Annotated in this window: 18 protein-coding genes and 1 tRNA gene; 9 read left to right on the top strand and 10 right to left on the bottom strand. The window is 44.4% G+C overall.

The features are described 5' to 3' along the window. Positions 1–106 precede the first annotated feature (106 nt). A complete protein-coding gene (locus tag AC0VYA_RS00440; protein ID WP_473477327.1) occupies positions 107–610 on the top strand; it encodes an FxsA family protein in 504 nt (167 codons plus the stop codon). A 67-nt stretch (positions 611–677) separates the two neighbouring features. On the opposite strand, the gene arcA is transcribed toward AC0VYA_RS00440, so the two are convergent. From arcA to AC0VYA_RS00405, 7 genes are all read right to left on the bottom strand, one after another. Beyond that, a complete protein-coding gene (gene arcA / locus AC0VYA_RS00435; protein ID WP_006993490.1) occupies positions 678–1,385 on the bottom strand; it encodes a two-component system response regulator ArcA in 708 nt (235 codons plus the stop codon). A gap of 216 nt (positions 1,386–1,601) precedes the next feature. Further along, positions 1,602–3,245: an ATP-binding protein gene (locus AC0VYA_RS00430; RefSeq protein WP_473477325.1), complete on the bottom strand. Its 1,644-nt coding sequence runs from the start codon at positions 3,243–3,245 to the stop codon at positions 1,602–1,604. A 109-nt stretch (positions 3,246–3,354) separates the two neighbouring features. After that, positions 3,355–3,675 (bottom strand): hypothetical protein, encoded by a 321-nt coding sequence (locus tag AC0VYA_RS00425; protein ID WP_475489707.1) that lies wholly within the window; start codon positions 3,673–3,675, stop codon positions 3,355–3,357. 24 nt (positions 3,676–3,699) lie between these two features. Next, complete coding sequence (glgA, locus tag AC0VYA_RS00420) at positions 3,700–5,130, bottom strand: glycogen synthase GlgA (protein WP_475489706.1); 1,431 nt, start codon at positions 5,128–5,130, stop codon at positions 3,700–3,702. A 118-nt stretch (positions 5,131–5,248) separates the two neighbouring features. Beyond that, a complete protein-coding gene (locus tag AC0VYA_RS00415) occupies positions 5,249–6,280 on the bottom strand; it encodes a methyltransferase (protein ID WP_475489705.1) in 1,032 nt (343 codons plus the stop codon). Continuing rightward, entirely contained in the window at positions 6,280–6,999 is a 720-nt protein-coding gene (gene trmB, locus AC0VYA_RS00410; RefSeq protein ID WP_475489704.1) for a tRNA (guanosine(46)-N7)-methyltransferase TrmB, read from the bottom strand. The genes AC0VYA_RS00415 and trmB overlap by 1 nt, the downstream gene beginning before the upstream one ends. A gap of 80 nt (positions 7,000–7,079) precedes the next feature. After that, positions 7,080–7,811: an alpha/beta fold hydrolase gene (locus AC0VYA_RS00405; RefSeq protein ID WP_473477316.1), complete on the bottom strand. Its 732-nt coding sequence runs from the start codon at positions 7,809–7,811 to the stop codon at positions 7,080–7,082. 76 nt (positions 7,812–7,887) lie between these two features. Between AC0VYA_RS00405 and mutY the strand changes: the two genes are divergently transcribed. The 7 genes from mutY (at position 7,888) to AC0VYA_RS00370 (ending at position 15,753) form a co-directional block, all read left to right on the top strand. After that, positions 7,888–8,952 (top strand): A/G-specific adenine glycosylase, encoded by a 1,065-nt coding sequence (mutY, locus tag AC0VYA_RS00400; protein ID WP_475489703.1) that lies wholly within the window; start codon positions 7,888–7,890, stop codon positions 8,950–8,952. A gap of 113 nt (positions 8,953–9,065) precedes the next feature. Continuing rightward, positions 9,066–9,338: an oxidative damage protection protein gene (locus AC0VYA_RS00395; RefSeq protein WP_033185091.1), complete on the top strand. Its 273-nt coding sequence runs from the start codon at positions 9,066–9,068 to the stop codon at positions 9,336–9,338. A 177-nt stretch (positions 9,339–9,515) separates the two neighbouring features. Further along, positions 9,516–9,591 (top strand) — tRNA-Phe (locus AC0VYA_RS00390). Positions 9,592–10,596: 1,005 nt separating this feature from the next. Further along, entirely contained in the window at positions 10,597–11,424 is an 828-nt protein-coding gene (locus AC0VYA_RS00385) for an alpha/beta fold hydrolase (RefSeq protein WP_473477289.1), read from the top strand. A gap of 253 nt (positions 11,425–11,677) precedes the next feature. Next, positions 11,678–12,517: a DNA ligase gene (locus tag AC0VYA_RS00380; RefSeq protein WP_475489702.1), complete on the top strand. Its 840-nt coding sequence runs from the start codon at positions 11,678–11,680 to the stop codon at positions 12,515–12,517. A 109-nt stretch (positions 12,518–12,626) separates the two neighbouring features. Beyond that, a complete protein-coding gene (locus tag AC0VYA_RS00375; RefSeq protein WP_033185088.1) occupies positions 12,627–13,025 on the top strand; it encodes a c-type cytochrome in 399 nt (132 codons plus the stop codon). Between the two features lie 136 nt (positions 13,026–13,161). Next, positions 13,162–15,753, top strand: coding sequence for an EAL domain-containing protein (locus AC0VYA_RS00370; protein ID WP_011573014.1), 2,592 nt, complete (start codon positions 13,162–13,164; stop codon positions 15,751–15,753). Positions 15,754–15,756: 3 nt separating this feature from the next. On the opposite strand, the gene rep is transcribed toward AC0VYA_RS00370, so the two are convergent. After that, positions 15,757–17,772, bottom strand: coding sequence for a DNA helicase Rep (gene rep / locus AC0VYA_RS00365; RefSeq protein ID WP_475489701.1), 2,016 nt, complete (start codon positions 17,770–17,772; stop codon positions 15,757–15,759). Positions 17,773–17,954: 182 nt separating this feature from the next. Here rep and ubiK point away from each other — a divergent pair, with 182 nt between their 5' ends. Next, a complete protein-coding gene (gene ubiK / locus AC0VYA_RS00360) occupies positions 17,955–18,206 on the top strand; it encodes a ubiquinone biosynthesis accessory factor UbiK (protein ID WP_011573012.1) in 252 nt (83 codons plus the stop codon). A 5-nt stretch (positions 18,207–18,211) separates the two neighbouring features. On the opposite strand, the gene AC0VYA_RS00355 is transcribed toward ubiK, so the two are convergent. Continuing rightward, positions 18,212–20,158, bottom strand: a complete 1,947-nt coding sequence (locus tag AC0VYA_RS00355) for a methyl-accepting chemotaxis protein (RefSeq protein ID WP_475489700.1) — start codon at positions 20,156–20,158, stop codon at positions 18,212–18,214. A gap of 37 nt (positions 20,159–20,195) precedes the next feature. Next, positions 20,196–21,017 carry a 4-hydroxybenzoate octaprenyltransferase gene (gene ubiA, locus AC0VYA_RS00350; protein WP_475491008.1) on the bottom strand — a complete coding sequence of 274 codons (822 nt, stop codon included), beginning with the start codon at positions 21,015–21,017 and terminating at the stop codon, positions 20,196–20,198. Between the last annotated feature and the right edge of the window lie 31 nt (positions 21,018–21,048).

The raw sequence follows: 21,048 nt of genomic DNA, 5'->3' as shown, positions 1-21,048 counted from the left end.
AGACCTTCAACAAAGAGCAGTTGCCATACTTTGTAACACTGTTACCCTTGGTTATCGGCCTTTCGACGCCATTATATTCATTCATAAAGTAATTAAAGAGACAGTTTTGGGTAAATTATTCTTATTGTTTGTTTTGCTGCCTATCGTTGAGATATCACTCTTGATCAGTGTAGGCGAGCAAATTGGCGGCTGGAACACAGTCGCAATCGTAGTCGCCACCGCTATGATAGGCTCGTATTTGGTTCGCCAACAGGGCGTCAGTACATTAATTCATGCACAACAAAAAATGCAACAGGGCACGATCCCGGGCCAAGAAGTCGCCGAAGGTTTATTACTCGTCATTGCAGGTGTCATGCTTGTTACGCCTGGTTTTGTCACTGACGCGTTGGGTTTTTTATTCTGCCTACCTATGACCCGACCGTTGATTGCTAAGGGGTTGCTGGCAAAATTATCAGTACAAGTGGTTAATCAAGCACAAGGTGGTTTTGCGGGGCAGTCGAGACAAGGCTTCGACAGTCGCCAATCCTCGAACGACGATATCATTGAAGGCGAATACGAGCGCAAAGATGAAATTAAGCCTGAGTCAGAAAGGCTTAAAAAACCGGACTAGATACTCATGTAACAGACATAAAAAAAGCGGCTTAAGCCGCTTTTTTTTGTGTTTGAGCTGTTGTGACTTATACGTCAACGGTACCGCAGAAACGGTAACCTTCACCGTGAATAGTCACGATCAATTCGTCAGCATTTACTTCTGATTCGAAATGCTTACGGATACGACGAATAGTGACATCAACAGTACGGTCATTCGGGCGTAATTCACGACCTGTCATTTCCATAATCAGCTGTTCACGAGTTAAAATTTTGCCCGGGTTGCTTAAGAATAAATGCAACGCACGGAATTCACTGCGTGGTAGTCTGAATTCCTTCTTACTAGGAGAAATCAAACTACGGCTGTCGCCATCTAGTGTCCAACCGTTAAAACTAACTCGACTTGGCAAGTCGTCGTCTTCTGCGTTGTTCAATGTACGCGTTAATAAGTTTCTGGCTCTGATGGTCAACTCACGCGGATTAAACGGTTTAGTTAAATAATCATCTGCGCCGATTTCAAGACCTAATATACGGTCAACATCGTTATCGCGACCGGTTAAAAAGATTAGACCGATATTTTTACGATCACGTACTTCACGGGCCAAAATCAAACCATTTTTACCCGGTAAGTTAATGTCCATGATCACTAAATTTATTGCGTGATTTTCAAAAAACTCATGCATTTCGCTACCGTTTTCGGCTTCAAACACATTATAGCCTTCTGCTTCAAACAGGCTCTTGAGGGTTGTTCTAGTAACAACTTCATCTTCTACAATCAAAATATTGGGCGTCAGCATCGTATTCACACCATGTTAAAAATATGGATAAAAGTTTATCAGAAAATATCTAAAAATCAGGGTTTTATCTAGATTAAATTTTAGCTAATGCAAACAACCCGCCAAACACGACAAATAATATGCCGAAAAATGACTACATCCGTTGTATTGAAGATATTTTCCACTACGCAAAGTATGTGGGGATATAAATGAAAATTGCAAACACAAAATAGCTGATTAGTTTTTGTGCGCCAACGTTTGGGTGGCTTTTTTGACCGGAAACAAGATGGTGAACTCGACCCCCTGCCCTTCTTCGCTGGTTAAGGCTATTGAACCATTTAGCGCTTGAGTGACTAAGTTGTACACCAGATGCATACCTAAGCCACTCCCGCCCTGTCCACGCTTGGTGGTGACAAAGGGATCAAAAATACGCTTACGTAAATACTCGGGGATACCCGCACCATCATCTGAAAATACTACGCTGATTTTTTTCTCGGCAATCAAACTGATTTTGATGTTAATTTCGCCTTGGTCTTTGTTCTCAAAGCCGTGAATAATGGAATTCATAATCAAGTTGATCATAATCTGGTTAATTGGGCCCGCTTTAGACTCAATATATAAATTTTCAGGACATTCGACATGAATGACGTGCTTCATGCTTTTCAGTTTTGGGCGCATGGATAACAAAATTTCATCCATCAGTTTTGAAAATGAGAAAACCCTGTCGACCTCTGATGATTGGTCTACCGCAACTTGCTTAAAGCTAGATATCAGCTCCGCCGCTCGATTTAAGTTGCGATAGATGATATTGAGGTTTTCTTGGCCTTCTGAGATAAACTTGGATAACGAACTGGCTTTTAGCGTTTTATTCTCAAAGTCTTTCTGCATGCCCGCTAAGCGGTCGAGCATCATCGTTGACGCAGTCACACCAAGACCAATAGGTGTGTTTACCTCGTGAGCAACCCCCGCCACCATATCTCCAAGGGAAGCCATTTTCTCGTTCTGCACCATTTGACGCTGAAATTGATGCAATTTCTCTAAGGTTTGAATGAGTTCGTTGTTTGCTTCTTTTAAAGCAAGCGTACGCTGAGTGACCTTTTCTTCGAGGCTACTGTTGAGTCGTCTGTGCTCTTCTTCAGCCTCATTTTGCCGCTGCAGATGCTCTTGAGTGCGCTGCATCATGGCATTAAATGCATCGCTGAGAATATCCAGTTCTTTGATGTTGCTCGGCTGAGCTCGGCCTGAATAATCTTTGTGACGAGAAATGCGTTGCACCAAGTGTGCTAAATTGCGGATCGGCGCGGTGATCGTGTTCTGCAACTTTAAGGTGAGCAAGAAGCACAGTAGTAATGACAAAAGCAGCACGCCCACCGCTATACCCACTGAGCGAGAAATTAATCTCTCAAGGCCATCAGCTGAAGCGCGCACATAGGTATAACCTAATAACTGACCATCATCGCGATTAATTTCACGTATCACCTCAACGGTACTGCCATCAATAGCCGCTTGAGATAATGCTTCAATACGATCGAATTTGGCATTTACAGGGGCGACACCGTCTTTGTTGTAGCTGGCGAAAAATTCTAATTTGCCGTCTTCCACAAAGCGATAAATATGCACATTTTCCAATATATCCGATGCGCTGAGTGTGCTGAGATTACGCTCTTCATTGAAATTGAGCTCATCTTCGATTGTGGCAACCGCATTACGGCTGATGAGCTCGGAAAAGATGTTGACGTTGTTGATGAGTTGAAGACGGTAGCTGCTGATTTGACCGTATAAATTGATGCAGGTTGCCAAAAGCAATGCTAACGAGGTAATCGCCATTACAACCCAAATAATTAGGCTTTTAATAGACAAAAAATTACTTTTAGCATGCATATTTTAAAAATGAAACCTTAGCAGAGTCTATGCAACATATTGAGCTAAACCAGTGAAAAATGAAACAGTTAATCTTATTAGAGGGGACTTTATTACTCCCACTGCGTTTCTATTTTCGTATCAGAAGTAACAATTCTGATTCAGACAAACCCCAATCATTTGCAAATCGGCTTAGGGTTACCTGTAATTCTGGACTGCGTAGTTCTTTTTCCGATGCCCCTCGCACATCAGGCAGATCTGATAAACATAAACAAACCATGTCACCGGATTTCACGCTTAGTTTTTTTATATCGACAGGTGATTTCTTGTAGATCAGGTGCGGGCAAGCCTCGTCCCGCCCACTCGATTGCAAACATTGTTCGGGCATTGCCTGCAATTTTACGGCAAACAGCATACCTACAGCCAAGCCCCAAATGACTCTAAAGAACATATCTCTCGTGCGCCTCACTCAGCATTAACCGCCAATTGCTTCATGGTATAAAGCTAAATACTGCTGGGCAGCTTGCTGCCAAGTAAATCGGCTATGCATGGCACGCATTTGCGTAGCTTTAAAACGCTCTGGATATTCACGGTAGAACAATAGCGCGCGTTGAATACAGGCAAGCAAGGCGTCGCTGTCTGGATGCTCGAACACGAAGCCAGTTGCTTGCTCTGGGTTATCTGCAAGGTCAGTAACAGTATCCTTTAAACCTCCAACCCCACGTACAATTGGCAAGGTACCAAAGGCAAGGCTATACATTTGATTTAGGCCGCAAGGCTCGAATAATGATGGCATTAAGAAAAAGTCACTGCCCGCCTCGAGCATATGGGCTTTTTGTACACTGAATGCTTCGATAAACGCGAGCTTTTCTGGGTGTCGCTGTGCAACACTGCGCAATGTATGACTTATTTGCGGGTCGCCAGTGCCAATAATCACCAACTGAACATTATGCTGCATGAGTTGCTCAAGCATAGGTAGTATGTAGCCAAACCCTTTTTGTTCAGTTAATCGACAGACCATGCCCACCAGCGGTATGCCCAAATCTTGCGGTATTTGTGCTTCTCGCTGTAAATCAATTTTGCACTTCTCTTTACCGCTCATATCATCAGCGGTATAGGTTTGAATAATGTGCGGGTCATTGATGGGATCCCACTGGGTGTAGTCACAACCATTTAGAATACCGCTTAGATCATTCCGGCGCTGCTGAAACTCATGGTACAAATGATGCGAGCCCAAAGGTGTTAACAATTCTTGAGCATAATTTGGACTCACCGCATTAATTTTATGCGCATAGCGAATACCCATGCGTACAAAATTCAACGCATCACCGTCTAATTGCGAATGAAGTAAATAATGCGGCTGCAAAAAAGGAATATCTGAAAAACGATGTGTGCCCTGATATGCGCCATTGTGGATAGTAAAGATGCTGCGACTTCGATCAAAGAAACCACTGTCATCAATGCTCATAAAATAAGGCGTTAGCGCCGTATGCCAATCGTTGCAATGCACAATATCTGGCTGGAAATCTAACGCTTTAGCGACTTGTAATGCGCCTTGGGCAAAAAAAGCAAAACGCTTAGCATTATCAGGATAAGCGTGATAGCTATCAGAATATAACCCATCACGTGCAAAGTAAGCTGGGTAATCTATTGCGTAAACAGGCACATTGCCAATCTGTAGACGTTTAATCGTAAAATCGTAAGGTTTGCGGCTGGCAAAAAGTGCCTGAGGCTCAGCGCAGTCTTCACCGGGGTGTTGCTCTGCCAACATTTTATAGTAAGGCATAACAATACACACTTCGTGGCCCATTTCGCTTAATGCAATGGGGAGCGCTTTAGCGACATCTGCCAGCCCACCCGTTTTAACCAGATCTTCAACCTCAGATACAACGAATAATACTTTCATCAACACTATACCCCATTGGTTTCTCGATTCACTGCCCTATCGGAAAATCATAGCGATACTGATTAACGTGGACTCAAAGACACATGCTTGCTCTATTAACGCATTAATATAACTGCAATCAACGACGACAACAATAAACACTAAATTTAGTCGTTTCTGTTAACGTCTGAACGGATTTGAACTGTTTATCGAGTTCATCCGCGTAGCGCAAAAACTTATTGGCCACCAAAATCAGACTGCCGCGGTCTTGTAAGTGGTTTTTAAGCTGCTGCATAAAACCCTCCGTAACCGAGTAATCTGTTTTAATCCCCGTGTGAAACGGTGGATTGGTAAAGACTTGGGCAAATTTACCCGTTAATGCACCAAGCCCGTTTGAGGGAATAACCTGTGCTTTTACACCATTTAACTCAGCACTTTTCTGCGAGCAATATATTGCTAATGCACTCACGTCACTCATCACGACCTGAGCTTGTGGATTTTTAAGGCCCGCGAAGCAACCGATAATACCCGCACCGCAAGCAAAATCTAAAATACGACCTGACACCACCCTGTCGATGTTATCAAGCAATAATTGCGTACCTGTATCCAATTCACCATGACTGAATACCCCCGGCAATGAGCACACTTTAAAGCTAATATCAGCGACTTGGTGTTCTGAGACATCTTGCCATTTTGTGATATCAAATGACGCAACAGGTTTATCAACCACAGCGGCAAACATGGCGCAGTGACGGGCAGAGTCAATTTTATTCACATTACCTGAGTATGGGGTTAAAAGCTTAGCCGCACTTTTGATACCACCTTTATTCTCACCCACCACCAACAAAGTACCGCCAGGTTTCAAACACGCCACAATATTCGCGAGCAACATTTGCCCATGGGCTTTCGCTTTAGGTAAATACAATACCGCACCATCAAACGAGGCATCAGTATCATATGCAGCTACAAATTGGTGTTGAGTGTCGCGCCCTTGCGCTTTCGCCGATGCAATACTTTGCTCATAAATATCAAAAAACTGATGAAAACCATAAACCTCTGGATTCGAAAGCGCTGAAAAAACATGGCCATCAGTGGGATTTACAAGCAACCATTTTCCTTGCTCGAGTAGCTCTTCACTGCGCAATAATACTTGACTCGCTGCACTTAACATTATACGACTCTCTCGAACATCAAATCCCACACACCATGACCTAAACGATGGCCGCGCTGTTCAAACTTAGTCAACGGCCGTTGCTCTGGGCGTGGCACATAATCACTGGTAGAAGACAAGTTCTTATAACCCGGCGCGACGGCCATGATTTCTAGCATATGCTCTGCGTAGTTTTCCCAGTCTGTCGCCATGTGAAAGACACCGCCAATCGCTAATTTACCGCGTAATTTTTCAACAAACTCAGGCTGAACAATACGACGTTTGTGGTGACGCTTTTTGTGCCAAGGATCTGGAAAGAACAACTGCATGCGGCTTAAGCTGCCATCAGCAATACAATCAGCCAAGACTTCAACAGCATCATGTTCATAAACACGCAAATTGGTGACACCTTGCTCTTGGGCGTCAGCCAAACATGCACCAATACCGGGGCGATGCACTTCAATGCCGATAAAATCCTTGTCGGGCTCATTTTTTGCCATAGTGACCAATGACTTGCCCATACCAAAACCAATTTCTAACACCACTGGTGCCGTGCGACCAAACACTTCGTTCATATCGAGCAAACCAGATTTATGCTCTAAGCCCATGGTTTCCCAATTGCTTTCAATTGCCTTTTCTTGGCCCTTGGTTAAACGACCTTCGCGCTTAACAAAGCTCTGGATTTTACGGATATAAACGCCGGATTCGGCTGCTTCTTCTTTGGATTTAAATTGGCTCATGATTCTTCTCGTATCTCGCTGTACTTAGCAGCCGCGCATTATGCCGCCCACTACAGGTATTGCAAGGCTATAAGGGTAATTTAGCTGAAATTTTCAGCAAAATACTGGGCCAGCGCTGCAGGCTGCTCTAAAGGCAACATATGTGCGGCGTCGTCAAAAATATGCAGGCGACTGTCGCTTAAACCCTCGTCCAAAGCTGTTATCTTGCTAGGTGGCGCTATTTTATCTTGTTCACCCACTAACAAATGTAGCGTAAAATTGGCGTTTGCTAGACGGGCTGTTAAATCTTCACGCTCACTCAACGCCGCCATTTGTGCGGCCAAAACAGCAGGTCCTAAATCGCTTTCCATTGACTTAATGATGTCTACAACTTGGGTATTATCTATGGAGAATACGAATTGCTTCAAGCGGCTGTCACTCATGCCCTGATATTTTTTATTCTTTATTGCCTGAATGATGCTGTTGCGTGCTTGGCGTTCCTGCTGATTAAATTGGCCTGGGTAACTGCCAATCAATGTCAGTGAGGCGACTCTGTTAGGTTGCTCTAAGGCCGTTAATGCGGCGACGTAACCGCCCATGGAAAAACCAACCAAATGTACCGGTTCATCAAAATAATCTAAACGGTCGCGACTCAGCGCCAACATTTGATCCAAAGATTCAGCCCATTGCAGCGGTACGAACGCGCGTTTAGGAATATCAATGGCCCGCCAGCAAGGCATAAATACTCGCTCATCACACAAGGTGCCGGGATAAAAAATCACTGGTTGTTCAAGAGTCACTGGGGATGCCACTGGGGGAAGAGTTGTTGTCATTTCAAATGAACCATTTATCTGTAATTGAGGTATGATCAAGGCATAACTTAAAAGTGCATAAGCAGTATATCAACCCGTGCAATCTCAGTCTCAGCTAACATCATCTTTTGCAAACCGAATATTGACTTGGTTTGATAGCCATGGTCGCAAAGACTTACCCTGGCAGCAAGGGAAAACCCCTTACTCTGTTTGGGTGTCAGAAATTATGCTTCAACAAACCCAAGTCAAAACGGTTATTCCCTATTATCAAAAATTCATGCTGCGCTTTCCTGATATTTTAAGCTTGGCCAATGCCCCGCAAGATGAAGTATTGCACCACTGGACGGGTTTAGGTTACTACGCTCGCGCCAGAAATTTACAAAAAGCAGCACAAGTTATTCGAGATGAGTATGGTGGAGTTTTTCCGCCAGACATAAACGATGTAGTCGCTTTGCCAGGTATTGGTCGCTCTACTGCTGGGGCAGTTCTGTCATTAGCCTGCGGGCAACATCACAGCATATTAGATGGCAACGTGAAGCGGGTGTTAGCTCGCTATTTTGCAGTTGATGGTTGGCCGGGTAAAAAAGACGTTGAGCAAGCGCTATGGCAATACGCCGATTCGCTTACCCCAAGCTCACGTACCGGTGATTACACACAAGCGATGATGGACATGGGTGCCACTATTTGCACTCGCAGTAAACCAAAATGCGATAACTGCCCTTTACAACAAAGCTGTTTGGCTTTCGCCCAAGGTCGCCAAAGTGAATTACCCGGCAAAAAGCCTAAAAAAGACATCCCAGTGCGCACTACTGTCATGCTCATACCTATGTGGCAGTCTCAGGTATTGATTTATCAAAGACCCCCCACAGGCTTGTGGGGTGGTTTGTGGGGATTTTATGAAGCCGACACCTTAGAAGCACTAGACAAGACGGCTCAGCAACTAGGACTAAGCGATTATACACGCGTTACGCTAGAGCCTTTTCGCCATACATTCAGCCACTTTCATTTGGATATTCAGCCAGTTATTTTGCAGCTTGCACAACCCACATCATTACAAATTAATGAGAAGCAGCAAATCTGGTATGACTTACTCAATCAACCCAATGTTGGCTTAGCGGCCCCCACCAAAAAATTACTCACGGTATGTCAGACCCAACTTTAAAGAGCATGTTGAATCAACGCGATACATTGCTTAGCACGCAGCGTTGAATTTGCTAGAATGCGCGAAACAAGGTCGGTATTAGCTGGCTTTTCATACACAAGGTGAGAATTAGCATGAGCAGAACGGTATTTTGCCAGCACTTAAACAAAGAAGCTGACGGTTTAGACTTTCAACTTTACCCAGGTGAACTCGGTAAAAAGATATTCGACAATATTTCCAAAGAAGCATGGGCTGAGTGGCAAAAGAAACAAACTATGCTAATTAACGAGAAAAAGTTAAATATGATGGAGCCCACTGCACGTAATTTCCTTGAAACACAAATGCAGGCGTATTTGTTCGAAGGAAAAGAGCCTGATATTGAAGGTTACGTTCCGCCAAAATCATAACCATATATGTGGATTTTCGATAAAATTGTGCACAACTCAACCAGTGGTGCACATTTTTCAAGCAAACAGTCAATAAAGCGAAAATAAATCGCATAAAGTAGTTGACTTGAATGCCGAGAATCCGTTTAATACGCACCCACAACGAAGCAGGCACAAGCCAGCAACGTTAACAGATTTGCCCAGATAGCTCAGTTGGTAGAGCAGAGGATTGAAAATCCTCGTGTCCGTGGTTCGATTCCGCGTCTGGGCACCATTATTAAAAACGAAAAAGCCTCAACGTCGTCCGTTGAGGCTTTTTTGTTTTTAGATAGTCTCAAAACGCGGGTACCGCGACTGGGGTGAAGCCAGTCTCTTTAGCTGCGCAGAAGCATCTGGCTGAACGAGCTGCCATGGATGGCAGGGCTGGCAACAAACACCATGGATGGGATGTTACATCCACATCGCTATGCTCCTCTACACTTTCACGTTTTTATACTTTTACGTCTTTTCTTGCGCGTTTTGCATCGTCGCGCTTTATCATTAGTTCAACGTTGTCCGTTGGGGCTTTTTTGTTTTTAGATAGTCTCAAAACGCGGGTACCGCGACTGGGGTAAAGCCAGTCTCTTTAGCTGCGCAGCAGCATCTGGCAGAACGGGCTGGCAAGGATGGCAGGGCTGGTAACAAACACCATGGATGGAATGTTACATCCACACCGCTATGCCCCTTTACACTTTCGCGCTTTTATACTTTTACGTCTTTTCTTGCGCGTTTTGCATCGTCGCGCTTTTTCATTAGTTCAACGTCGTCCGTTGAGGCTTTTTTGTTTTTGGTCGTACCAAGACGGAACGCTCATCAACCTTTCATACTTTAAAGAAGCTGGTCTGTCACAGGGATCAGCGAAATGATATAGAGCAATGTAATTATTTCTCTTTAATGTTCTTAATTTCTCGATCGTCTTTACCGCTCACCTTCCCCACGCGCAGCCTTTCCACTATTGAGTGAAATAATCACGTTCTTTTGGGTACCACCTCCAACCAGCTACGGCAAGCCCTCCCAAGGTTTAACAATAATTAACAGCGGCGACCTGTTACAGACAAACATTCATCCGAGCTTATTGGGATGGAATTTGCTTTGTCTGTTTAGGTAAGTTTCAAGCACTTCATTCTAAGTTGGCTTTATGCGGAATAACGCTGCGTTAGTTAGCTCAGTTGGTGAAAAGGAACGAAGATTTAGAAAGAGGAAGTGCCATCTCGAATTTTGACTAAAAGGAGAAGCTAATATGAGCACAACAAAATACGTTACCGTTGAAGGACATCAAATAGCATATGAAGAAATGGGAGAAGGTACTCCATTGTTGTTATTCCATGGTATACCGACGAACAGGACGCTGTGGCGAAACGTTATGCCACAACTTTCCTCCCAGTATCGAGTAATAGCACCCGATTTGCTCAATTACGGTGAGTCAGACATGCCACAAGACACTGATGTTTCTATAAATGCTCAGAGCAGGATCATGAGTAAATTTATGGGGGCGCTGGGGATTTCACGTGCCAATATCGCCGGCCACGACATCGGCGGTGGTGTAGCTCAGCTGATGGCCGTCAAACATCCAGAGAAGGTGGATGCGATCGTACTAATAGACAGTGTGTGTTTCGATTCCTGGCCTATCCCGGAATTTACCCCTCTTTTAGAGCCCGGCGTGGAGGAAAAAACCACTACCGACGAGTTAGTGAGTATTCTAAAAGATTTCTTGCCTAAGGGCGTCTATGACCAAAGTGTAATGACCGAAGAACTTGTTCGCTTGTATGTGGGCCAATGGAGTAGCGATCAAGGTAAAGCGGCCATGTTTCGTAATTTAAGAAGGCTTAACAAAGAGTATACTCAAGCCATTGCGGGCGAGCTCAAACACCTGCCCCATAAAACGCTAATACTGTGGGGCGATCACGATAATTTTCAAAAGCCTGAATATGCTCCTCAATTAGCACAGACCATTCCTAATGCATCCCTAGTATGGTTGGAGAACGTGGGCCACTGGTCTATTGACGAGCAACCGGAGAAGGTCACAAAACTGATCAGTGACTTTTTGCAACAAACTGAAAATCACTGACCTGATTAGAAGACCACAATAACTCGCTCCGAGTGAGGGCTCGGAGTGAGCGCCGCGATGACAGTCGATAGGCCTACCGGCAACAGTCCACTTGAGCCCATCACTAGTTTACCTATTTTGGTGCTATATCCGGCAAACCCTCGCTCTTTGACTCTGTAATTAGCCTTAATCCGAGGCCCTTTGCGACAAAAAATCATGGCTCACACTTATGAACTAAGCTGTAAGCTAATTTTTGTTGAAAGGCGATCTCATTATGTCAGTGTTCACGCCCCCTATTTTAATTTTCTTAATAAGCATTCACAGCTCTACGGTACTTGCCTTAACCAAGCCAGAAATCGAGTTAGCCAATCGCTTCAATGATGCTGTTAACGTCTCTGACTATCTTGTGAGTGAAAAGCTAGACGGCATTCGGGCTCGTTGGGATGGTAGTAGACTACTCACACGCACGGGTAACCCCATATTTGCCCCGCAATGGTTTACCAACGGCATACCTAAACATATTTTTGATGGTGAATTATGGATTGCCAGGCAACGCTTTGAAAAAACGGCTTCCGTGGTGTTAACCCACGAGCCAGGTGATGACTGGCGAGAGGTAAAATTTATGTTGTTTGATTTACCCGAGTTTACAGGCGCCTTTAGTGAACGTTTGCGAATGCTGGAAGTATTAGTGCAACAAGCGAACCTACCTCACTTGCAAGTCATCCCTCAACAAAAGCTCCATAGTAAATCAGCGCTTATGCAGTTGCTTGATCAAGTAATTGATGGTGGTGGCGAAGGATTAATGCTGCACCACGAAGATGCGCTATATACGCCCTCACGTAGTGACAATGTGTTAAAGCTTAAGAAGCATAAAGATACTGAAGCCATAGTGTTGGCGCATTTACCAGGTAATGGCAAGTACCAAGGAATGATGGGCTCTATTCGTGTGCAAATGAGCAATGGTAACGTATTTAAAATCGGCAGCGGCTTTTCTGATCAAGAACGCTTGTCACCACCGCCCATTGGGGCAGTGATCACTTTCAAATATTACGATTTAACCATTAACGGGATCCCCAAATTCGCCAGTTATATTCGCCAAAAACCAAGCTATTAAAACCTTACGTATTACATAAATGGTTGTTCACACTTAATTAGTCGTTATAATCTCAGCAGATTATTTAGCAGCAACGATAAGCAGGGTGATCCCTGACGTGGAGAAAATAGTGAAACGTAAATTTTTATTGTGCATGTTTTTAGGCTTAGCATCGATTTTCACAGCTAATGCAGCGGTTAACTCTGATGATGAAATAAAATCACGTATTGCCCCGGTTGGCAAAGTGCATGTAGCCGGCGCCAAAGCTGAAACAGCATCTGCTGGCGGACCTCGTTCTGGCGCTGACGTTTATGGAGCTGCGTGTGTGGCGTGTCATAGCTCTGGTGTTTTGGGTGCACCAAAATTCCAAAATGCTGCTGATTGGGCACCTCGCCTAGAAAAAGGCTTCGATACTGTATGGCAAAATGCCATTAACGGTATTAATGCGATGCCTCCTCGTGGAACGTGCGCTGATTGTTCAGATGATGAGATAAAAGCAGCTATCGAACACATGACAGAAGGTCTGTAATTAGTTGTTTTTGTAAAAATTTGTTCATAAAAAGGCCACCTTAAGGGTGGCCTTTTTGTAACGAATAGTTTATTTTGAACGCATAAAAATAACTATAAATAGACTGTTTGTGCACGCGTCCTCAACCCATATTCAAATGAGCAATATTCCCGATAACTTATCCATTGAAGAGTTACGTGAATTAGTTCCTCAATTACAACAACTTACTGAAAAATATAAGCATTCAGAAGCCATTCAAAAATCTCTTTTTGATATCTCTGAATTAGCGAGCTCAGTAGGAGAGTTGTCACGTCTATACCCCGCTATCCACGACATCATTGGTCGCTTTATGAATGCCCAGAACTTTTATGTGGCGTTCTATGATCAAGTCGATGAAGTTGTCGACTTCGTGTATTTTGTAGACCAGTTTGACGAAGTAGCGTTGCGTCAAATCCCCGCAAGTGAATTGATGGAAGGTTTTACAGGCTATGTGTTACGCACCGGTGACTATTTATTTTTAACTGAAGAAACCCGCGAGACTCAGCTCAATCAAATCAACGTAAAACAGATAGGTTCCGGCCCTGTTGATTGGATTGGCGTACCATTAAAACGTGGTAACCAAGTGATTGGCGCCATGGTGGTGCAAAGTTACGATAAATCTATTCGTTATAACCAAGAGGATTTAGACATTCTGCTGTTTGTTTCGCAGCATATCGTTAATACCGTCGACAGGGTCAAAAGCCGCGAAATGAATGAGCAAACTATTCGTGAGCGCACCAAGCAACTTCAGAACATTAACGAAGAATTACAAGAAGAAATTAACGAGCGCCAAAAAGTAGAATCGCTGCAAAATGCTCTGTTCGAGATATCAGAGTTGTCAGCCTCGGTAGACGGCAACATGGCGGATTTTTACGCTTCATTGCATGAAATTATTGCTCGGCTTATCAGTGCACCCAACTGTTATATTGCCACTATTAGCGCGGATAATACCCGTCTTGAATTTCCTTATTATTCTGATGAAATCAACACCGTCATAGAATCAAGAGAAATCGGCTTTGGTCTCACTGAATTCGTGCTTCGCTCTGGCAGCGCTGAGCTGATTAACCCTTCTAAGGTGAAAGAGCTCACTGCAAATAATGAAATAGATGCCATCACCGCCAAGAATATGATTGAACAGAACAATTCGTGGCTAGGCTCTCCACTTGTGGTAGACGGTGAGATATCGGGTGTTATTGCGATCCAAAGCTATAGCCAGACTGAGCATTACTCGTTACGTGATCTGGAACTGCTGCGTTTTGTTTCCCATCATATTGCCGTTGCATTAGAGCGTAAGCGCTCGTCAGACGCGATCCAAGCGTATAACCAGCAACTTACTGAGAAAGTTAAAGAGCGTACTGAAGAGCTTAACAAAGCCAATCAATATCTACAGAAGCAAATCGAAGAGCGCAAAGCCATTCAGCAGAAACTGGTACACGATGCTCATCACGATGCCTTAACAGATTTACCTAACCGCACCATGTTTAATGCTCGATTGAGTCAGGCTTTGGCCAATAAGAAGCGCTATCAACATAATAATTTTGCGGTAGTGTTTATTGATTTAGACCGTTTCAAACAAATTAACGACACCATAGGCCATCACGCAGGTGATTCATTCTTAATAGAGGTCGCTAGTCGAATCAACCACTGTATTCGAGGCCATGATTTGCTGGCTCGTTTAGGGGGCGATGAGTTTGTGATTTTGCTGGATAATTTCGACTCGCCAGAAGACGTTGAGATTATCTCTACACGTATTATCGAATCAATTGCCACACCATTTGTTTTAGACGGACGAGAAATCTTCTCTGGCGCCAGTATTGGTATCGCATACCTTGAAAGTGGTTACCGCTCAGCGAGTGAAATAGTGCGAGATGCTGACGCCGCTATGTACCAAGCAAAGTCTCAAGGCCGCGGTCAATACGTAGTGTTTGATTTAACCATGCGCAAGAAGCTCCTTGAAGAGTTAGAAATTGAAACTGAATTTCGTAAAGCACTCAAAAATGAAGCCTTTGATGTCTACTCACATCCAGTCTTTAATATGACAGATAGTACGCACTTATACGATGAATGCAGAGTTCGCTGGGTACACCCTAAACTGGGTATCATGGATCGTGACAGCTTTTGGCAAATTGCTGAACATAGTGGCCTGGTGGTTGAAATGGACAACTACATGCTTAGAGCTGCGTACGCGATGTTGAGCCAGCCACTGACCTCTTATGCTAACAACGAGTATTATAAAGTAGCCGTTAATTTATCAATCCATTATTTAACCCATAGCGAAGCTGCTGTGCAGCTTATTCAAGATATTAGGGATAGGGGAATTGATCCTAAGCGGCTAATTTTTGAGTTTGACGAGAACGATTTAAATCGACGCTCCCAATTTAGTCTGCCAGCGATTAAGCATTTAAAACGATCAGGCATTAAGTTGGTGCTGGATAATTTTGGCAGTGGCTTGGCATCGCTAAGTTACTTGTATTCTTATCCGTTTGATTTTGTCAAAGTCGATCATCGCTTTGTGAAGACTATCCCAAGATCAGAGCGAAATTTAAAACTCATACAATCCGTATACGCCATGTCGGAACAACTCAGCTTTAGGTTAATCGTCTCAGGGATCAGTGACAAAGAGCAAGTAGACCTACTGCGCTCAGTTGGCTGTCAATTGGGTCAAGGACCCTATTTAGAAGCCCCATCTCAAGTAACACTGCCGATTTAGAGCTTACTTTTTGTTCATCATATCCCGCAGGTGAGCAATGCCTGTTTGGCCCTTTTGCTGACGGGCCTCGGCGCTCACTTTAGGTTTCTTCACTTCCCAGTGAATATCATCAGCGGGTAGTTCGTGTAAAAAGCGACTAGGCTCAGGTTGTATCACTTCACCATATTGGCGACGCTCTTTGGCTAAGGTGAAAAACAACTCCTTCTGAGCCCGCGTGATCCCCACGTAGGCTAAACGACGTTCTTCCTCGATATTGTCCTCATCGATACTACTTTGATGGGGCAACAACCCCTCTTCCATACCCACCATAAATACGTAAGGAAACTCTAACCCTTTAGATGAGTGCAACGTCATAAGTTGCACCTGATCCGTTTCTTCTGTGTCTTCTCCGCGCTCCATCATGTCGCGCAGAATGAGTCTGTTGACCACCTCTTGTAGGCTCATAGGTGGGTCTAGCTCTCCACCTTCAAGCATATCGCTGACCCAGCCAAATAAAGTACTGATGTTGCCCATGCCCATTTCGGCCGCTTTAGGGCTGGTACTGCTTTCATAGAGCCACTCTTCGTAACCCATGTCTTTAATCATTTGGCGGATGGCTGCAATACTGTCGCTTCGTTTTATTTCATCAGACAGTTCCACTATCCAGCGGGCGAATCGCTCTACCGACTCAAGAGACTTACCGGATATCACGGTGCTCAACATCGGCGAACACGCCGCTTCAAACATACTAATGTGATTTTCGTTCGCGTAATTTCCAAGCTTTTCTAACGTGACGCGTCCTATACCGCGGGTGGGTGTGTTGATGATGCGCAACAGGGCATTATCATCATCTTGATTCACCAATAGGCGTAAGTACGCCATGATGTCTTTCACTTCAGTCCGCCCAAAAAACGAAGTGCCACCATTTATTTTATAAGGGATACGGTTGGCCATAAGGACTTTTTCAAACAATCGAGATTGGAAGTTCCCTCGATATAAAATGGCGTAATCTTTGAAACTTGTACCTTGCATAAACTTGTGAGCAATAAGTTCAGCGACCACCCTCTCGGCCTCATGTTCTTCATTTTTAGCAGTAATGATGCGAAGCTCACTACCGTAACCTAATTCAGAGAATAACTTCTTCTCGAACACATGTGGGTTGTTTTGGATCAGAATATTGGCGCAATGCAAAATGCGCCCTGATGAACGATAGTTTTGCTCAAGCTTAATCACCCTCAAATCAGGGAAATCTTTGCTCAATAACACCAAGTTCTGTGGCCTAGCCCCACGCCACGAATAAATCGACTGATCATCGTCCCCAACCACGGTGAAGCGCGCACGCTGGCCCACCAATAAGCGCACTAACTCGTATTGACTGGTGTTGGTATCCTGATATTCATCCACCAGCAAATAACGAATTCGGCTTTGCCATTTCTGGCGCACTGTTTCATTGTGCTTGAGCAATAAAGTCGGTAACAGGATCAAATCATCAAAATCTAACGCATTGTACGCCCGTAAGTGATTTTGATAACGCTGGTAAAACTCAGCAAACTCCGCTTCCCCCGCTGAGGACGTGCGTTTAAGTAATTGCTCTGGCAGCAACAAATCATTCTTCCAATTAGAAATGCAGCTTTGCAATAGTTGCAGTTGTTCTTTGTCGCCGCCCAGCTCCACATCGGTCAAATCCTTGAGCAACGCCATACTGTCTTTATCATCAAATAAGGAAAACCCTGCTTTTAAGCCTAGGGTTTTTACTTCAGCTTTGATAATTCTCAGGCCCAAAGTATGGAAAGTAGAGACCTTTAGCCCACGAGCTTCTTTTCGCCCAAGCGTTTGCGCCACACGCTCTTTCATTTCTCGTGAAGCTTTATTGGTAAAGGTAACGGCGGCGATATAGCGCGCAGGAATATCGCATTCGCGCACTAGATACGCAATCTTATTGGTAATAACACGGGTTTTACCACTACCAGCGCCCGCCAGCACTAAGCAAGGGCCAGAGATGTAATTTACCGCGTCGTTTTGGCCGGGGTTGAGTTTCATGCAATTCACTTTTGTATTGGGCAGCGAATTGTAATATTAAACCCCCTGTGAAGGCGAATAATCCGCAACAAAATCTGTCTGCATGAAAACTGATAGTTGATTAACTGAGCGTATCGTTTTTATGCTGCTAAGCGCTTTGGTATTCGCTACAATAAGGCATCATCATTATCATGGAGCCACCGATGCTTGATCCTAAAAAATTAGAGGATATTGCCAAACAAATTACCGAAGCTATTCCTCCTGGTGTAAAAACCATGGCTGAAGGTGCAGAGTCGAAGGTAAAGCAGGTTTTACAAAGTCAGCTGAACAAATTGGATTTTGTCAGCCGTGAAGAGTTTGAGATTCAAAGCAATGTACTTATTCGCACCAGAGAAAAGCTTGCCGTATTAGAAGCTAAGCTTGAGGCGCTAGAAAAAAGTTTACAAGAAAAATAGGCCGATTAACGGCCCTTTTGCAGTTGGCCCAACTCGTTTTTAAGGCTGTTGACCACAACGAGTAAATCTTCTGCTGAATGTTCAGTCTCCTGAGCTCCACGCATAGTGGACTCAGAAATCGCCGTTATCTCGGCCACTTGCGATGCAACAGAGCAGGTTACGTCAGACTGCTGTGTTGCCAAATCTGAAATTTCACCGCTCATATCATTAATGGTGCTTATCACCTCAGTGATACGCTGTAAGGATGCTTCAACCACAGCGCTTTCTTCAACGCTGACATCCATTTGAACACGGCTTTGCTCCATGCTCAGCTCGGTGTCTTTTGTTGCCTGTTGTAGCTTGCTAATGATGTCATGAATTTGATTCGTTTGGTCTTGCGTACGTTGAGCCAACGTTCTCACTTCATCTGCTACGACCGCAAAACCTCGACCATGCTCCCCCGCCCGTGCGGCTTCGATTGCGGCGTTTAGCGCCAGTAAATTAGTTTGTTCGGCAATTCCGTTAATCGCACTGGATACCTGACCTATATTTTTGCTGTCTTCCACCAATCTATTTAACGCCTCTTGTGAGCGGCTAGACTCCGTTTGCATATCACGCATCACTGATTGTAAGCGACTAACGAGTTGCTTGCCCTGCTGCGCTTCATTGTGGGCAACCTCAGCTGATTCGGTGGCAGTACCTGAGTTGTTATCCACGGCTTGTGCCACTTCGGTCAATTGTGTCATGGAGTGAGAAATAAGTTCGGTGCCGGATTTTTGCTCCGTTACATCGACTTTGGTTTTTGCTGTGATCCCTTTCAAATTTAGAGCAGATTGGCTCAGGGCATCTATCGCATCACTGATGCGAGCGACTAATGTTTGTAAGTTCTCAGTCATGTGATTCATATCACTGGCGATATCACGCATTTCATCTTTGCCTGACACGCTGACTCTTGAACTTAAATCCCCATCAGCGACACTGTGCACCGCCTGCACTACGTTTTTAATGTTCTCAGTAACGGACAAATACATGCCGATAAATAAATACACGGCTAGCAATACCGCAATCACTGATACGCTCAAAATCACATTGTTTTTAAACTGCGCTTGCTCAATTCTGTGTTCCAGCAAACCATCAAGGATCGGCACGAGAGAAGTAGCAAAGTCACTCAGTTGCTGGTTGAGTGATGTGCTCGACAAAAGCAACGTATTGGTAGCGATATTGATATTATCTGGATCAAGAATTTGCTGCTGAACAGTGCGCTGATATGCGACTAAATTGCGCTGAAGCGATAACCATTGCTCCCCTGCCGTTTTTTCAATCTCTTGATTAGCTTGCAAACTCACTTGAATACTTTGCTCAAGTCCTTTTAGCATAACGGGTAGTTTTTGATTTGCGTTAGACAAGCCAATGTAGGTATCAGGGGTAAAACTACCGGCTTGAGTCACCTTTAACGCTAACGCGGCAGTCATGGACAATTGATCTTGCATTAACGGTAAGCTGCGCACCAAGGTAGTAATTAAATAGCTGGTATCCAACGCCAAATCTAACTCTAGGTTAGTGGCGTCGGCAATCGCTTGAGATAAACCAGCAAGAGATTTAATCGCCTCTTGCAAATCTGCCTTTTCCAAGGCTTGTTGATAATGTTCAGCAGCGCTATTCACGCGCTTAGATGCCAAGGCGCTAAGAGATGCCTGATGATCGCTTAGGGAAGTGGTGAACGAAGAATTAGTATCAATGAGGCTCACCGCCAATGCATGTTGTTCATCTTGCAGTGCACTAACAAGCGCTACGCCTTGGCGTTCTTTGCTCATAAAACGAATATCATCGCCATACTCATATTGCAGCAACGCTAAGCTTAAAATCAGTGGTACCAGAAAAATAAAACTGATAATGGTAAATTTGACTGAATAACGAAATTGCGACATTAACGTTTTAGCCGGATGGCAAATAGTGCCCACTAAGTTACTCATATCACTATCTCCAGTACGTGTGATGTCAATTAAGAAGTTACATAAAATAATGTCCAGCTATGCCAAGGGCGATAGCCATGCCCACATAATTATTGTTTAGAAACGCGCTAAAACAGGCTTGCCTTGCACGTCCACTAATCAAGCGTTGTTGATGGATAAACAACACTGAGGCCAGCAACACTCCCACGTAAAACGACAGCGTAAAACCTAAGTATTGGCCCATTCCTAACAACATCACGACAACGCTTAGTTGCAGCAAGCCAATGATCAACCTATCGTATTGACCGAACAACACCGCAGTTGATTTCACCCCAATTTGCAAATCGTCATTTCTATCGACCATGGCATACTGGGTATCGTAAGCCACAGTCCACAAGACGTTAATGGCAAACAACCACCAAGCAATAGCGGGTACCGCCTCAGCTACCGCCATAAAAGCCATAGGAATTGCCCAACCAAACGCTGCACCCAACACCACCTGGGGGAAATGGGTATAGCGTTTCATAAAGGGATAAACACTGGCTAACGCGAGCGCCCCTAAAGACAAAACAATGGTCTGCCAATTTAAGGCCAGTACGAGTAAAAAAGCCACCCCGACTAAAGTCGCAAATAACCCTAAGGCTTGTTTCTCAGTCACTACACCACTGACCAGCGGCCGAGCTTTGGTTCGGTCAACTTTGCCATCTACCTTGCGATCTGCATAATCGTTGATGACACACCCTGCTGAGCGCATAACAAAAACACCAGCCATAAAAATGCCGGTAATATGCCAAGGTGGTAATCCTTGTGCCGCGATCATTAACGCCCATAGCGTCGGCCACAGTAGCAGGTAACTCCCTACCGGTTTATCCGCTCGCATTAATAGCCAGAAGCCTTGTAATACCGAGCGA

This window comes from Paraglaciecola sp. QJM3NY_14 (assembly GCF_056173245.1).
Note: the sequence above shows the minus strand (reverse complement) of the source record. Positions and strands in the feature narration are given on the sequence as shown.

What these genes read in the sequence shown, in the direction of transcription:
- AC0VYA_RS00355 (WP_475489700.1), bottom strand. Translation starts at nt 20,158, where the DNA reads ATGAGTAACTTAGTGGGCACTATTTGCCATCCGGCTAAAACGTTAATG.
- AC0VYA_RS00385 (WP_473477289.1), top strand. Translation starts at nt 10,597, where the DNA reads ATGAGCACAACAAAATACGTTACCGTTGAAGGACATCAAATAGCATAT.
- AC0VYA_RS00405 (WP_473477316.1), bottom strand. Translation starts at nt 7,811, where the DNA reads ATGACAACAACTCTTCCCCCAGTGGCATCCCCAGTGACTCTTGAACAA.
- rep (WP_475489701.1), bottom strand. Translation starts at nt 17,772, where the DNA reads ATGAAACTCAACCCCGGCCAAAACGACGCGGTAAATTACATCTCTGGC.
- AC0VYA_RS00425 (WP_475489707.1), bottom strand. Translation starts at nt 3,675, where the DNA reads ATGTTCTTTAGAGTCATTTGGGGCTTGGCTGTAGGTATGCTGTTTGCC.
- trmB (WP_475489704.1), bottom strand. Translation starts at nt 6,999, where the DNA reads ATGAGCCAATTTAAATCCAAAGAAGAAGCAGCCGAATCCGGCGTTTAT.
- arcA (WP_006993490.1), bottom strand. Translation starts at nt 1,385, where the DNA reads ATGCTGACGCCCAATATTTTGATTGTAGAAGATGAAGTTGTTACTAGA.
- AC0VYA_RS00370 (WP_011573014.1), top strand. Translation starts at nt 13,162, where the DNA reads ATGAGCAATATTCCCGATAACTTATCCATTGAAGAGTTACGTGAATTA.
- AC0VYA_RS00430 (WP_473477325.1), bottom strand. Translation starts at nt 3,245, where the DNA reads ATGCATGCTAAAAGTAATTTTTTGTCTATTAAAAGCCTAATTATTTGG.
- ubiA (WP_475491008.1), bottom strand. Translation starts at nt 21,017, where the DNA reads ATGCGAGCGGATAAACCGGTAGGGAGTTACCTGCTACTGTGGCCGACG.
- AC0VYA_RS00395 (WP_033185091.1), top strand. Translation starts at nt 9,066, where the DNA reads ATGAGCAGAACGGTATTTTGCCAGCACTTAAACAAAGAAGCTGACGGT.
- AC0VYA_RS00415 (WP_475489705.1), bottom strand. Translation starts at nt 6,280, where the DNA reads ATGTTAAGTGCAGCGAGTCAAGTATTATTGCGCAGTGAAGAGCTACTC.
- ubiK (WP_011573012.1), top strand. Translation starts at nt 17,955, where the DNA reads ATGCTTGATCCTAAAAAATTAGAGGATATTGCCAAACAAATTACCGAA.
- glgA (WP_475489706.1), bottom strand. Translation starts at nt 5,130, where the DNA reads ATGAAAGTATTATTCGTTGTATCTGAGGTTGAAGATCTGGTTAAAACG.
- AC0VYA_RS00380 (WP_475489702.1), top strand. Translation starts at nt 11,678, where the DNA reads ATGTCAGTGTTCACGCCCCCTATTTTAATTTTCTTAATAAGCATTCAC.